The sequence below is a fragment of the Nonomuraea sp. CX421 genome (assembly GCF_059358955.1).
This window is the reverse complement of record NZ_JCADBK010000014.1, coordinates 75,660-89,657: the sequence shown is the minus strand read 5'-3', so window position 1 is coordinate 89,657 and position 13,998 is coordinate 75,660. Positions and strand designations below refer to the sequence as shown.

General features: G+C 67.2%; 14 protein-coding genes. 6 read left to right on the top strand and 8 right to left on the bottom strand.

The genetic code is table 11. From position 1 onward, the window contains the following. Window positions 1-231 precede the first annotated feature (231 nt). From AC5L3X_RS24305 to rpmH, 8 genes are all read right to left on the bottom strand, one after another. Window positions 232-762 carry a hypothetical protein gene (locus AC5L3X_RS24305; RefSeq protein ID WP_494859823.1) on the bottom strand — a complete coding sequence of 177 codons (531 nt, stop codon included), beginning with the start codon at window positions 760-762 and terminating at the stop codon, window positions 232-234. 209 nt (window positions 763-971) lie between these two features. Further along, window positions 972-1,763, bottom strand: a complete 792-nt coding sequence (locus AC5L3X_RS24300; protein WP_189122411.1) for a ParA family protein — start codon at window positions 1,761-1,763, stop codon at window positions 972-974. Window positions 1,764-2,041: 278 nt separating this feature from the next. Next, entirely contained in the window at window positions 2,042-2,713 is a 672-nt protein-coding gene (gene rsmG, locus AC5L3X_RS24295) for a 16S rRNA (guanine(527)-N(7))-methyltransferase RsmG (RefSeq protein ID WP_494859821.1), read from the bottom strand. A 224-nt stretch (window positions 2,714-2,937) separates the two neighbouring features. After that, window positions 2,938-3,426: a Jag family protein gene (locus AC5L3X_RS24290; RefSeq protein WP_189122593.1), complete on the bottom strand. Its 489-nt coding sequence runs from the start codon at window positions 3,424-3,426 to the stop codon at window positions 2,938-2,940. Between the two features lie 20 nt (window positions 3,427-3,446). Next, complete coding sequence (gene yidC / locus AC5L3X_RS24285) at window positions 3,447-4,397, bottom strand: membrane protein insertase YidC (RefSeq protein ID WP_494859819.1); 951 nt, start codon at window positions 4,395-4,397, stop codon at window positions 3,447-3,449. 4 nt (window positions 4,398-4,401) lie between these two features. Continuing rightward, complete coding sequence (gene yidD, locus AC5L3X_RS24280) at window positions 4,402-4,662, bottom strand: membrane protein insertion efficiency factor YidD (RefSeq protein WP_494859957.1); 261 nt, start codon at window positions 4,660-4,662, stop codon at window positions 4,402-4,404. A gap of 17 nt (window positions 4,663-4,679) precedes the next feature. Continuing rightward, a complete protein-coding gene (gene rnpA / locus AC5L3X_RS24275; RefSeq protein WP_189122415.1) occupies window positions 4,680-5,042 on the bottom strand; it encodes a ribonuclease P protein component in 363 nt (120 codons plus the stop codon). Window positions 5,043-5,104: 62 nt separating this feature from the next. Continuing rightward, a complete protein-coding gene (rpmH, locus tag AC5L3X_RS24270; RefSeq protein ID WP_043614899.1) occupies window positions 5,105-5,242 on the bottom strand; it encodes a 50S ribosomal protein L34 in 138 nt (45 codons plus the stop codon). A gap of 460 nt (window positions 5,243-5,702) precedes the next feature. Between rpmH and dnaA the strand changes: the two genes are divergently transcribed. The 6 genes from dnaA to gyrB all read left to right on the top strand — a co-directional run bounded on the left by dnaA (window position 5,703) and on the right by gyrB (window position 13,996). After that, the gene (gene dnaA, locus AC5L3X_RS24265; RefSeq protein WP_189122416.1) at window positions 5,703-7,283 is read left to right on the top strand and encodes a chromosomal replication initiator protein DnaA; all 1,581 of its coding nucleotides are present in this window, start codon (window positions 5,703-5,705) and stop codon (window positions 7,281-7,283) included. Between the two features lie 523 nt (window positions 7,284-7,806). Beyond that, the gene (gene dnaN, locus AC5L3X_RS24260) at window positions 7,807-8,946 is read left to right on the top strand and encodes a DNA polymerase III subunit beta (protein WP_494859956.1); all 1,140 of its coding nucleotides are present in this window, start codon (window positions 7,807-7,809) and stop codon (window positions 8,944-8,946) included. 45 nt (window positions 8,947-8,991) lie between these two features. Next, window positions 8,992-9,933 (top strand): phosphogluconate dehydrogenase (NAD(+)-dependent, decarboxylating), encoded by a 942-nt coding sequence (gnd, locus tag AC5L3X_RS24255; RefSeq protein ID WP_494859815.1) that lies wholly within the window; start codon window positions 8,992-8,994, stop codon window positions 9,931-9,933. 72 nt (window positions 9,934-10,005) lie between these two features. Further along, window positions 10,006-11,238: a DNA replication/repair protein RecF gene (gene recF, locus AC5L3X_RS24250; protein WP_494859813.1), complete on the top strand. Its 1,233-nt coding sequence runs from the start codon at window positions 10,006-10,008 to the stop codon at window positions 11,236-11,238. Further along, window positions 11,228-11,728 (top strand): DciA family protein, encoded by a 501-nt coding sequence (locus AC5L3X_RS24245; protein ID WP_225262090.1) that lies wholly within the window; start codon window positions 11,228-11,230, stop codon window positions 11,726-11,728. Before recF ends, AC5L3X_RS24245 begins: the two co-directional genes overlap by 11 nt. A 324-nt stretch (window positions 11,729-12,052) precedes the next feature. Then, on the top strand, window positions 12,053-13,996 hold the full coding sequence (gene gyrB / locus AC5L3X_RS24240; RefSeq protein WP_263647455.1) for a DNA topoisomerase (ATP-hydrolyzing) subunit B: 1,944 nt from the start codon (window positions 12,053-12,055) through the stop codon (window positions 13,994-13,996). The last annotated feature ends 2 nt before the right edge of the window (window positions 13,997-13,998 follow it).

Below are 13,998 nucleotides of genomic sequence, written 5' to 3'. Positions count from 1 at the left end.
GTCGTCAACGCAACACGGTGCCTCGTCGCCACACGCGGTTGCGCCGGATTTACACCATCAACACATATACACGCCCGGCGGCCTCCCAACTGCGCCTCCGGCCCCCTATCCACCCACACTTCCACCGTCGTCGTCCGCCAGTGCGCCAGCCACGCCGACCAGCGAATGATCCAGCCCGACCTCGGCTCCGGGTAGGAGCATGCGGTCATCAAGCGACGACCCGTAAGACACCTAATCCACCGCCCCGACGACCAACGTGAGCGACGCATCCGACCGGTCCAGGAGGACCAACTCCCAGAAGTGCCACAGCACCCACCCGTAGTCGTGCATGGCTTCCCGCCCCAGCTCGCGCAGCTTGTACCGATGCGTCGCCCCACGGAGGGAGTCGTAGACGTGCGTTTCCAGGCACGAAGCCAGCTCTTCAGGTACGGGATCGAGGAATCCGATCTCCTTGACCCAAGTCCGGATCAGCTGATCCGCGGCTGCCTCGTCGACAAGGTCGAACGAACTCGCTGTCATGCGAGAGAGCAGGAACGGCCCGTGAAGCCGCCGGTTGTCGATGCTGACCGGATCGCCTGACGCATAGTCGCCCCGATAGCGCTCGTGGCGTAACAGAAGATCCAGAGCCGCCACCTCGTCCCCGGACCAGCGGGCGAGCTGAAACCGCTTCACATCGATCCAGGCGTAACTTCCGTTGCGGAAGTTGATGAACTCATGGGTGATGAAATCGAGAGAAGCCGTCATGCCGTCACGCCAGAGCACCTCGAAACGCGCACCTTTCCTTCGCCGTGAGAACTGCACCGCCGCACGCACTTCATGGAGCGCACAGACTCACAGACCGCAGTCGGAAATCGCATCGACCGCACTGACCGGCATCGAGTGGACAACTCGCGAAGAGCACTTGCCGGTGCGAGTTGGGCGAAAGGGTTGAGGTGAGAGAACTCCGCCATGTGGAGGATGCGGAGCAGGAGTCAGACGGCGGCGCGGTGGGCGATCTCGCGGGCGGCGTCCATGTACGCCATGGCCCCACTGGAGCCCGGATCGTACGTCATGACCGACTGGCCATAGCTGGGCGCCTCGGAGAGGCGGACGCTGCGCGGGATCACCGTGTTGAGGACCGTCTCACCGAAGTGGGCGCGAACCTCGTCGGCCACCTGTGAGGCCAGACGGGTGCGGCCGTCGTACATGGTGAGGACGATCGTGGAGAGGCTGAGCGTGGGGTTCAGGTGGGCCTTGATCAGATCGACGTTGCGCAGCAGCTGGCCCAGGCCCTCCAGCGCGTAGTACTCGCACTGGATGGGGATCATGACCTCTTCGGCGGCCACCAGCGCGTTGACCGTCAGCAGTCCGAGCGACGGCGGGCAGTCGATGACGATGTAGTCGAACTCAAGCCCGGTGTAGGCGCTGAGCGCTCGGCGGAGGCGAGCTTCGCGGGCCACGAGCGAGACGAGCTCGATCTCGGCACCGGCGAGGTCGATGGTGGCGGGGGCGCAGTAGAGGCCCGGCATGTCGGGCACCTGCTTGATGATGTCCGCCATGGGCAGGTCGTCCACGAGCACTTGGTACACATCCGGCACGTCACCGCGATGCTCGGTGGCCAGCGCCGTCGAGGCGTTGCCCTGAGGGTCAAGGTCGACGACGAGCACGCGTTGGCCGTGCATGGAGAGCGCGGCGGCGATGTTCACGGACGTCGTCGTCTTGCCCACTCCCCCCTTCTGGTTCGCCACGGCGATCACCCGGCATTTGGCCGGCCGCGGCCACATGCCGTCACGACCGCCGGGCTCCTCCCCCGCCTGAGCCGCCGCCTGGGTCGCGGATGTTTCACGTGAAACGACAGAGCTGAGCGCCTCTCGTACCAAAGGTGAATCGCCGGGGGTCAGTGGGGTCTGGGTCACGATGGCCATCCTTTCAACCAGTGGTATGCCGGTGCCGGGAATTCGCTGTCGCGACACGCCCTTTTCGGGCCAGCCAACCCCTGTGGGACTCTCGGACGGAGGACTGTCCGGCCAGCCCAGGCCGCATGCTGCGACTGGCATGACCGTCACCTCCTTCGTCGCCGCCTACCGACCTCCGGCGTGCGACCCGCTACCACCCGAACCAATGTTGCAGGCGGCTCGACCTTACCGCGCCCGACGGTCACAAGCTCAGCCGTCCTCACTCCACTGGCACGCAACTGGGGGCCCGCTTCGGCGAGCTCCTCGGCGGCACGCTCCCCCTTCATGGCGATCAGCTCGCCGCCTTCGCGAAGGAGCGGCATGGCCCACTTCAGCAGCCGATCAAGCGGGGCGACGGCGCGGGCACTGGCGACGTCGAACTCGCGCCGGCCGGCAAGCTCCTCCGCCCGGCCGCGCAGCACCTCGACGTTCCCCAGCTTGAGCGCCTCGACGCACTCCTCCAGGAAGACGGTACGGCGAAGCAACGGCTCAAGGAGTGTGACCGTGATGTCCGGCCGTACGATCGCCAGCACCAACCCCGGCAGGCCGGCGCCCGAGCCGATGTCCACCAGCCGCACTCCCTCGGGTACGGCCTCCGCGACGACCGCGCAGTTGAGCAGGTGGCGATCCCAGATCCGCTGCACCTCCCGCGGCCCCAGCAGCCCACGCACGACTCCGGGGCCGGCGAGGAGCTCGGCGAAGGAGTTCGCCCGCTCCCAGGCGTTGCCGGTGAAGACGTCCCGGGCAATGTCCGGCGGAGCAGGCAGCTCATCGCTCACTGGTTGGTGGCCCTTTCATTGGCTGGTCGACGGCTCGGACACGGGCGGTGCCGAGCTCAAGGCTAGGCGGGGGATCACGGTGGAAGACTAGCGGGCCGCCCCGATGGCGGGCCGTGGCAGGCGTTCCGCGCTCGAGGGCGCAGCCGTACGGGAGGAAAGCGACATACGAACGGCCGCCAGTCCCCGCACAGGGGCTGACGGCCGCACAAAATCCACAGAACGGGTCAGGCGGGAAGAACCACCACGTACCGCTGGGGCTCCTCCCCCTCGGACTCGCTGCGGAGCCCGGCGGCCGCGACGGCGTCGTGAACGATCTTCCGCTCGAACGGCGTCATGGGCTGGAGCGACTTGGGCTCGTCCTTCTCGCGGACCTGGTTGGCGACCTCGGTGCCGAGCTTGGTCAACTCGGCGCGCCGCCGCTCGCGGTAGCCGGCGACGTCGAGCATCAGCCGCGACCGCTCCCCCGTCTGCCGGTGGACGGCCAGCCGGGTGAGCTCCTGCAGGGCCTCGAGAACCTCGCCGGACGGCCCGACGAGCTCGTTGCCCTGGACGCCGACGACGGAGACGAGCGCCCGGTCGCCCTCGACGTCCATGTCGATGTCGCCGTCGATGTCGGCGATATCGAGAAGGCCCTCGACGTAGTCGGCCGCGATCTCGCCCTCCTGCTCAAGCGCGTTGACATCAGGAGCCTTCTCCTGCTCGGCCTCGGTCATCGCCGGCCTCTCCTTCGTGTTCACGACTTCTTGCTGCCGGTGCGCTTGCTGCGGGACTGGCGGCTGGGCTGCTGCCTAATGATCTTAGGCTCCGGCGGCGCGGGAGGTGCTGCTTCCTCAGGGGGCGTCTTGCGAAGCTTGGCCAGCATGCCCTGCTTGGGCTGCACCGGGATCACGTTGCCCTTGGCGTCGAACTCGGGCATCGGGTTGCGGGTGTAGAACCAGTGCTGCTGCGCCAGCGTCCAGACGTTGGTGGTGACCCAGTAGAGGATCAGGCCGAGGGGGAAGTTCAGGCTGAAGAAGGCGAACAGCGGCGAGATGTACATCAGGATCTTCTGCTGCTGCGCCATGGGGTTGTCCGGCATCTGAGCCATCGAGCGCGTGACGCTCTGCCGGACGGTGAGGAACGTGGTCAGCGAGCTGATCGCCACGAAGATGGCCAGCACGATCTTCGTCTGTACGACGGTCGCGTCGAAGCCCTCGATCTCGCTCGCCGACATGAAGAAGTTGGCCGGGAGAGGCGCGCCGAAGATGTGCGCGGACCGGGCGCTGTCGACGAGTTCCTGGCTCATGCCGTAGACCGCGCGGCCGTTGGCCATGGCCTGCAGCACGGTGAACATCGAGATGAAGATCGGGAACTGGGCCAGGATCGGCAGGCAGCCGCCGAGAGGGTTGGCGCCCGCACCCTGGTACAGCGCCATGACCTCCTGGTTCATGCGCTGCTTGTCGTTCTTGTAACGCTTGCGAAGCTCAGCGACCTTGGGGGCGAGCTCCTGCATCTTCCGCGACGAGCGCATCTGCTTGAGGAACAGGGGGAAGATGAGGATCCGCATGATCACGGTCAGCGTGATGATGGTCAGCGCCCATGTCAGCCCGCTGTCCGGGTTGAGGAATGTGCTGTATCCGGTGTGGATCCAGATGATGACGTGGGCTACGGCTTCATAGAGCCAGCTCAGCCAGGACAGCTCCACCGAGCTATCTCCCTTGCAATTCGTGAGACCGAACCGGGCGTGGGGGCACCGGGTCTATACCTCCGGGATGGAATGGGTGGCACCGCCCGATGCGCCGGACAGTCAGCCATATGCCGCGCAATGCTCCATGTACGGCGATCGCCTCGAGCCCGTAGGCGCTGCACGACGGATAGAAACGACAGCGCGGACCGAGCATCGGGCTGATGAAGGCCCGGTAGAACCGAATAGGGATGATCAGCGCCCGAGCGGCGAAGCTCGGCGGCATCCCTTGCGGCTGCTCCGTCATCTCTGTCCATCCATCGAGGACTCGCGCCGCCTGAGCAGACGATCCAACGCGAGATCGAGCTCGGCGGCAAGTTGCTCGTATCGCGCGGCCGCGGCCGGTGGGTTGGCGCGTACCACAAGCAGGCTACCTCGTGGCAACCGGTCAAGGCGGTCTCGCATCAGGTGCCGAAGCCGACGCTTGACCTTGTTGCGGACCACTGCGCCGCCGACTGCGCGACTGACCACGAAACCGATTAGAGGTGTTTCATCCCCAGAAACGGTGAGGTGTATCACCACAGCGGGACGACCAGCGCGTTTACCGCGCTTGATCGCCGCTTCGAACTCTTTCCCGCGCCGCATGCGGGTTTGCCGGGGTAGCACCGTATACGCCTAATGCCCGCCGGCGGACTTCACCGGCGGGCGACCTAGCGGGCGCAGGGCGATCAGGCCGACAGCTTCTCGCGGCCCTTACGGCGACGAGCGGCCAGGATGGCGCGACCGGCCCGGGTGCGCATCCGCAGCCGGAAGCCGTGGGTCTTCGCGCGGCGACGGTTGTTCGGCTGGAAAGTACGCTTGCTCACGGGTGGGCTCCAGGCTTGATGATGCGCCCAGGGGCGCTTAACACACATGGCCGGCCTGCCAGGAAAGCGAGGGCACGCGAAATAGCCGTCGCGTGAGCATGCCGACCGTCGTACGTTACGGGTCAAAGGCGTCCCAGGTCAAACCAGCGGGTGGCGCCACGCGGTTATCCACTAATCCACATGCGGGTTTTCCACCGCCTCGGTGGCGTCCACAGTATGCGGGTCCGGCTGCCACTAGGCTGTGGACAACGTCTTGAACACAGCTGTGCACAAAGATACTGTCGGCGCTCCTGGGGCCCTGTTAGAGGCTGTGGAAAGCCTGTGGATCTCCTGTGGAGAGTCTGGGCACAGAGCCTGGCCGCCAGGCTGTGGACGGGCGGGGTCGATCGTCGGGTGGCGACCGCCGGCTGTGGATAAACAGATCGCGGGGGGCCGCGAGAGGAAGGAGGGGAGCCGCACCATGAACGGTGTCGACCTTGGCACGGTATGGGCGAGGGCCCTGGGCAACTTCCTCAACGAGAACGTCCCGGTTCAGCAGCGCACCTGGCTCTCCATGGTCCGTCCCATCGCCCTGGCCGACGACACGATCGTGCTGGGCGTCCCCAACGACTTCCTGAAAGACCTCATCGAGGGCAAGCTGCGCCCGCTCGTGGCCCACGCGCTGTCCCAGGAGCTCGGCCGGGCCATGCGGCTGGCCGTGATGATCGACACGACGGCTCCCGAGCAGCCCCAGCCCGACCTTCATCAACAGGCTGTGGGTCAGAGTTATCCACAGAGCCCTGAGCCGCAGCCACGTTTTGCACAGCCCCCATCGGCCCAGCACTACCAGGCTTCCGAGCCTCCGCAGTTCTATTCTCCACAGCCGGAGCCACCGCAGTCGTCCACCGAATATCCACAGCCGACGTTCACTTTTGAACAGCCCCAGTCGTACACACCGCCTGTGGAGAAGGCGCCGGAGCCGGCGCCGAACCGGTGGGAGGCGAAGAGCAGCAAACCCAGCGAACCCGCCCGGCTCAATCAGAAGTACACCTTCGAGACATTCGTCATCGGCGCCAGCAACCGGTTCGCGCACGCGGCGGCCGTCGCGGTGGCCGAATCCCCCGCGAAGGCGTACAACCCGCTGTTCATCTACGGCGACTCGGGTCTGGGCAAGACGCACCTGCTCCACGCGATCGGCCACTACGCGCAGAGTTTGTACGACGGCGCGCGAGTGAGATACGTGAGCTCCGAGGAGTTCACCAACGACTTCATCAACAGCATCCGCGACCACAAGGCCGACGGGTTCCGCGGGCGCTACCGCGCGATCGACATCCTGCTCGTGGACGACATCCAGTTCCTGGAGGGCAAGGAGCAGACGCAGGAGGAGTTCTTCCACACCTTCAACACGCTCCACAACGCCAACAAGCAGATCGTGATCTCCAGCGACCGGGCCCCCAAGCAGCTGATCACCCTGGAGGACCGGCTGCGCAACCGGTTCGAGTGGGGCCTGATCACCGACGTCCAGCCGCCCGAGCTGGAGACCCGCATCGCGATCCTCCGCAAGAAGGCCATACAGGAGGGCCTGGCCGCGCCGCCCGAGGTGCTCGAGTACATCGCCAGCCGCATCTCCACCAACATCCGCGAGCTTGAGGGCGCCCTGATCAGGGTCACCGCGTTCGCCAGCCTCAACCGGCAGGGTGTCGATCTCCAGCTGGCCGAGGTGGTGCTGAAGGACCTGATCACCTCGGAGTCGGGCGAGGAGATCACGATCGCCACGATCATGGCCAAGACCTCCGAATACTTCGGCATCAGCATCGACGACCTCTGCGGCAGCTCGCGCAGCAGGGCGCTGGTCAACGCCAGGCAGATCGCGATGTACCTCGCGCGGGAGCTGACCGAGCTGTCACTGCCGAAGATCGGCCAGCAGTTCGGCGGCCGTGACCACACGACCGTGATGCACGCCGAGCGCAAGATCCGCTCGCTCATCGCGGAGCGCCGGTCGATGTACAACCAGGTCAACGAGCTGACAATGCGCATCAAACAGACGTCGCGCGGAGCCTGACTCTTATGCACAGCCTGTGGATAACACTGTGGATCAGGGAAAACGTCCGTAGCCGCCCGCAGAACGCCCCGCCTTGGCCCGAAAAATCCCGCGGCTGGCCTGGGGATAAAGCTGGGGACAACCTGAGGAGAACTTGGGGACAACCGGTGGATGACCTGGGGACAGCCTGTGCATAGTCCTTTTGGAGCCCCAAGAGAGATCGTTTACCCAGTGGATAACCTGTGGAAACCCAGTGGATAACCAGTGGACGAAGACCCCAAGATCTGGGGACAGCCTGTGCACAGCGACGCGTCATCCCCAGGCGCCGAAGTTACCCCCAGGCGTCACCCACACCCTCGGTGGACAAAAACAGGGGCTCTGACCAGCGGAAACACAAGTTATCCACGGTATCCACAGCCCCTACTGTGAAGACCACACATCTCTCTTACTAAGAAACTCAAGAGCCAAAGAAGGGTTCTCCCGGATCTCAGGTGCGGGAGAGGCGACACTTTGAATCAACGACGAACTCAGGAGGCTGATGACCGTGATGTTCCGAATCGAGCGAGACGTCCTCGCTGAGGCGGTGGCATGGACGGCACGCAGCCTCCCCGCCCGCCCGTCCGTGCCCGTCCTCGCCGGCATGCGCCTGGAGGTCACCGACGAGCAGCGGCTGAAGCTGTCCGGGTTCGACTACGAGGTCTCGTCCGAGGTCACGCTCGAACTCCACACCGGCGAGCCCGGTGTCGTGCTCGTCTCCGGCAAACTGCTGGCCGAGATCACCCGCGCCCTTCCCGCACAGCCTGTGGACTTCGTCCTCGAAGGCGCCAAGGCGGTCGTCACCTGTGGCAGCGCCCGGTTCACCCTGCTGACCATGCCTGTGGAGGACTACCCGACTCTGCCGGCCATGCCGCCGGCCGCCGGCCGCGTGGGCAGCGACGTGTTCGCCGCCGCCGTCGGTCAGGTCGCGGTCGCCGCCGGTCGTGACGACACGCTGCCGATGCTCACCGGGGTGCGGATGGAGATCGAGGGCGAGACCGTGACCCTCGCCGCGACCGACCGCTACCGCCTGGCCGTACGCGAGCTGAAGTGGCAGCCCGACCAGTCCGACCTGTCCGCGATCGCGATGATCCCGGGCAAGACGCTCGCCGACACGGCCAAGGCCCTGGGCGCGACCGGCGCCGAGGTCGAGATCGCGCTCAGCTCCGCCGGTGGCACCGGCGAGGGCATGATCGGCTTCTCCAGCGCCGGGCGGCGCACGACCACGCGGCTGCTCGACCCCGAGTTCCCCAAGTACCGCTCACTGCTGCCCACGGAGTTCTCCGCGCGCGCCGACCTGTCCACAGGCCCGTTCGTCGAGGCGGTCAAGCGCGTCGCCCTGGTCGCCGAGCGCAACACCCCCGTACGGCTCGCGTTCAGGGGCGGGGAGGTCGTGCTCGAGGCGGGCAGCGGCGACGAGGCGCAGGCCGTCGAGGTGCTGCCGGTCGACTACGAGGGCGAGGAGATGAACATCGCCTTCAACCACCAGTTCCTGCTCGAAGGGCTGGGCGCGATCGACTCCGATGTCGCGCGCCTGCAGATGACCACGTCCACGAAGCCCGCCATCCTCACCGGGGGCAAGCCTGTGGACGGCGACGGCGCCCCCGACTACCGTTACCTGATCATGCCGATCCGCCTGTCAGGCTGAGGCTGACGTCGGGGATGATGGAAGTCTGACTAGGGGGTAGATCACATGCAGATCGGCATGGTCGGACTTGGCAAAATGGGCGCCAACATGGCCGAACGGTTGCGCCGCGGCGGTCATGACGTGGTCGGCTACGACCACAACGCCGAGGTCAGCGACGTCGCCAGCCTGAAGGAGCTGGTCGAGCGGCTTGAGGCGCCACGCACGGTCTGGGTCATGATCCCCGCGGGCCGACCCACTCAGCAGGTGATCGACGAGCTCGGCCGGCTGCTCGACGCGGGCGACCTGGTCGTCGACGGCGGCAACTCCCACTACGTGGACGACCAGAAGCACGCCGCCGAGCTGGCGGACAAGGGCGTCGGATTCGTCGACTGCGGCGTCAGCGGCGGCGTCTGGGGCCTGGAGAACGGCTACGCGCTCATGTGCGGCGGCGAGAAGGCCGACGTCGACCGGTTGATGCCGATCTTCGAGACCCTCAAGCCCGAGGGCGAGGACGGGTTCGTGCACGCGGGCGACGTGGGCGCCGGCCACTTCGCCAAGATGGTCCACAACGGCATCGAGTACGGCATGATGCAGGCCTTCGCCGAGGGCTGGGAGCTGCTTGAGGCCTCCGACATCGTCAAGGACGTCAAGGGCTCCTTCAGCAGCTGGCGCACCGGCACCGTCATCCGCTCCTGGCTGCTCGACCTGCTGGTCCGGGCGCTCGACGACGACGAGCACCTCGACGAGCTGCGCGGCTACGCCGAAGACTCCGGCGAGGGCCGGTGGACCGTCCAGGCGGCCGTGGATCACGCCGTGCCGCTGCCGGTGATCACCGCCGCGCTCTTCGCCAGGTTCGCCTCGCGGCAGGAGGACCCGCCCGCGATGAAGGTGGTGGCGGCGCTGCGCAACCAGTTCGGCGGGCACCCGATCGCCGCCACCGAGGGCTCTGTGGGCAAGGGCGCCGACGCGCCGGGCGCCGACGTGCGGCCACCGCGCGAGGCGTCGTGACGCCACAGCGGTTTTCCACAGGCGGCAAGCCGGTGGCCCCAGTGACCTGCGTGGCCCACTAACCTTCGTGGGGTGCATGTCGCCCACCTCTCGCTGACCGACTTCCGGTCCTACGCGTCCGTGGAGCTCGGCCTGGAGCCGGGCGTCACGGCGTTCGTGGGGCCCAACGGGCAGGGAAAGACCAACCTGGTCGAGGCTCTGGGCTACGTGGCGACCCAGTCCAGCCACCGGGTCGCCACCGACGCGCCGCTCGTGCGACAAGGCGCGAGCCGGGCGATCGTGCGCTGCGCCGTCCAGCGTGACGACCGGCGGGCTCTGGTCGAGCTGGAGATCAATCCGGGCCGGGCCAACCGGGCGCGGCTCAACCGCTCCCCCTTGTCCCGGCCGCGTGACGTCATCGGCCTGCTGCGCACCGTGCTGTTCGCTCCTGAGGATCTGTCGCTGGCCAAGGGCGACCCGTCGGAGCGGCGGCGGTTCCTCGACGAGTTGCTGGTGGCCAGGGCGCCCAGGTTCGCGGGTGTGCGGGCCGACTACGACCGCGTGCTGAAGCAGCGGGGCGCGTTGCTGCGCACGGCCGCGCAGGCCCGCAGAGGCACCAGGAGCGCCCGGCGGGCCGAGGGTGATTCCGGGTTCGCGGCGGCGGGCGCGGGCGACGTGCTGAGCACGCTGGAGGTGTGGGACGCTCACCTCGCCCGGCACGGAGCCGAGCTTCTCCAGGCCCGGCTCGATCTCATCGAGGAGCTGCGCCCGCTGGTCGCCGGAGCCTACGCCGGGCTGGCCCCCACGAGCGCCCCCGCGACCCTGGCCTATCGCAGCACGTTGTCCACAGGTGGGGATGTCGCTGAGGACGAAGACGCCGGTGAGCGGGGATCTTCTGATACACAGACGTTATCCACAGACTTGGGGAAAACCCTTGAGGAGCGGCTGCGCGAGCGGCTATTGGAGGTCCGCCCGGCGGAGCTGGAGCGGGGGGTCACCCTCGTCGGCCCACACCGCGACGATCTGATCCTCGGCATCGGCGATCTGCCGGCCCGCGGCTACGCGAGCCACGGCGAGTCGTGGTCGTTCGCGCTGGCGCTGCGCCTGGCCGCCTACGACCTGCTCCGCGCCGACGGCGGCGATCCGGTGCTGATCCTCGACGACGTCTTCGCCGAGCTCGACAGCCAGCGCAGGCGCCGCCTCGCCGAGATCGTCGCGCCCGCCGAGCAGGTTCTGATCACCGCCGCTGTGGCGGACGACGTGCCGCCCGAGCTGATCGGTGCCCGATTCGACGTCGCCGAAGGGAGCGTGACCCGTGTCCGGTGACGACAATCCCACGGCCAGGGGGGCCGCCATGGCCAGGGAGAAGCTCGCCCAGGCCAAGGCCGACGCCGCCAAACGCGGGCAACTCCCCCGCCGCGAGCCCCGGCGCAAGGCGGCCGGCGCCCGCAGGGACGCCGGCGATCCCCAGCTTTTCGGACGCGCGATCATGGATCTGCTGGCCGAGCGGGGCTGGGAGCGGTCCGCGGCCGTCGGCGGGGTGTTCGGGCGCTGGCCCGACATCGTGGGGCCCGACCTGGCCGCGCACACCAAGCCCGAGTCGTTCGACGACGGTGAGGTGCTGATCGTCGCCGACTCCACGGCGTGGGCGACGCAGGTCCGCCTGCTCGCGCGCACCCTGGTGCGCCGGCTCAACGAGGAGCTGGGCGACGGCACGGTGACGAAGGTCAAGGTCAGGGGGCCGCTCAACGCCCCCCGTCCGGCCGGCGGGCTCCGGGTCACCGGCAGCAAGGGGCCCGGAGACACGTACGGCTGAGCCGTACACTCCGGAAACCGATCAGAGAGCCGCAGACGCGATGACCCCCGGTCCCGTGTGGGGGAGCTCCAAACGGGGGGAAAACGAGCTAGAGGCCGCCACAGGCGCGTTCAATGCCACCTTGGGCGTCTGGAGCCGGTAGAATGAAAGCGGATTCCGGACACGTCCGCTTGCGTGTCACCCCTGGCGCGCATGCGACGCGCCGACTCCCCCGGGTGGCGAGCGCAACGGGGCACTCACGACGGTGACGGGCACGGCAGGGGCAGCTCAGCTACGCATGTGACGCCTCCCCCGCCGCGTGTCCGCGGCAGGAGGATTTGGCACTTGTCCTACGACGCTAGCTCAATCACCGTACTCGAAGGGCTTGAGGCGGTTCGCAAGCGCCCGGGTATGTATATCGGTTCAACCGGCGAGCGGGGTCTCCACCACCTTGTCTACGAGATCGTGGACAACGCTGTGGACGAGGCTCTGGCAGGTCACGCCGACCGCATCGACGTCACGCTCATGGCCGACAACGGCGTGCGTGTCGTGGACAACGGCCGTGGCATACCGACCGGGATTCACCCGGTCGAGAAGCGGTCCGCGGTGGAGGTCGTGCTGACCACGCTCCACGCGGGCGGCAAGTTCGACAGCAAGTCCTACGCGGTCTCCGGCGGCCTGCACGGCGTCGGCTCGGCCGTCGTCAACGCGCTGTCGTCGGCCATGGACGTCGAGGTCAAGCAGAACGGCCACTACTGGCGGCAGCGCTTCGAGCGCAGCAAGCCGACCGCGCCGCTGGCCCAGGGCGAGGAGACCGACGAGACCGGCACCATGATCACGTTCTGGGCCGACCCCGAGATCTTCGAGACCACCACGTGGAACTTCGAGACGCTCTCGCGCCGCTTCCAGGAGATGGCCTTCCTCAACAAGGGCCTCACGATCGTCCTGACGGACGAGCGGCCCGACCACATCAACGGCGAGCCGGTCAGGGTCGAATACCACTACGAGGGCGGTCTGTCCGACTTCGTCAAGCACCTCAACTCCAAGAAGGAGCCGGCGCACGCCTCGGTGATCGACTTCGAGGAGCACGGCGACGGCGCCTCGGTCGAGATCGCCATGCAGTGGAACAACTCCTACTCCGAGTCGGTCTACACCTTCGCCAACACCATCAACACGGCCGAGGGCGGCACCCACGAGGAGGGCTTCCGTGCGGCGCTGACGTCGATCGTCAACCGCTACGCCCGCGAGCAGAAGTTCCTCAAGGAGGGCAAGGACGAGAACCTCTCCGGTGAGGACGTCCGCGAGGGCCTGACCGCGATCGTCTCGATCAAGCTGGCCGACCCCCAGTTCGAGGGCCAGACCAAGACCAAGCTGGGCAACACCGAGGCCAAGTCGTTCGTCCAGAAGGCGTGCAACGACCACCTGCGCGCGTGGTTCGAGCGCAACCCCGGTGAGGCCAAGGACATCATCAACAAGTCGCTGCAGGCCGCCAGGGCCCGGCTCGCGGCGCGTCAGGCCCGTGACCTGACGCGGCGCAAGTCGCTGCTCGAGTCGGGCAGCGGGCTGCCGGGCAAGCTGGCCGACTGCCAGTGGAACGACCCCAGCAAGTGCGAGCTGTTCATCGTCGAGGGCAACTCCGCCGGCGGCTCGGCCAAGGGCGGCCGCGACTCGCGTTTCCAGGCGATCCTGCCGATCCGCGGCAAGATCCTCAACGTGGAGAAGGCCAGGGTCGACAAGGTCCTGCAGAACATCGAGGTCCAGTCGCTGATCACGGCGATGGGCACCGGCGTGCACGACGAGTTCGACATCGGCAAACTGCGCTACAGCAAGCTGATCCTGATGGCCGACGCCGACGTCGACGGCCAGCACATCACCACGCTGCTGCTGACGCTGCTGTTCAGGTTCATGCGGCCGCTGATCGAGGGCGGTCACGTCTACCTGTCGCAGCCGCCGCTCTACAAGATCAAGTGGGACCGTAAGGGCGACGACGCCTCCTACGCCTACTCCGATCGTGAGCGCGACGCGATCATCCAGGAGGGCATCGCCCGGGGCAAGCGCGACCCGCGCGGGCACGACGGTGTCCAGCGCTTCAAGGGTCTCGGCGAGATGAACGCCAACCAGCTGTGGGAGACCACCATGAACCCCGCGACCCGCATCCTGCTGCAGGCCACGCTCGACGACGCCGCCCAGGCCGACGAGATGTTCAGCGTGCTCATGGGTGAGGACGTCGAGGCGCGCAGGGCCTTCATCATTCGCAATGCGCGAGATGTCCGTTTCCTGGACGTGTAGCG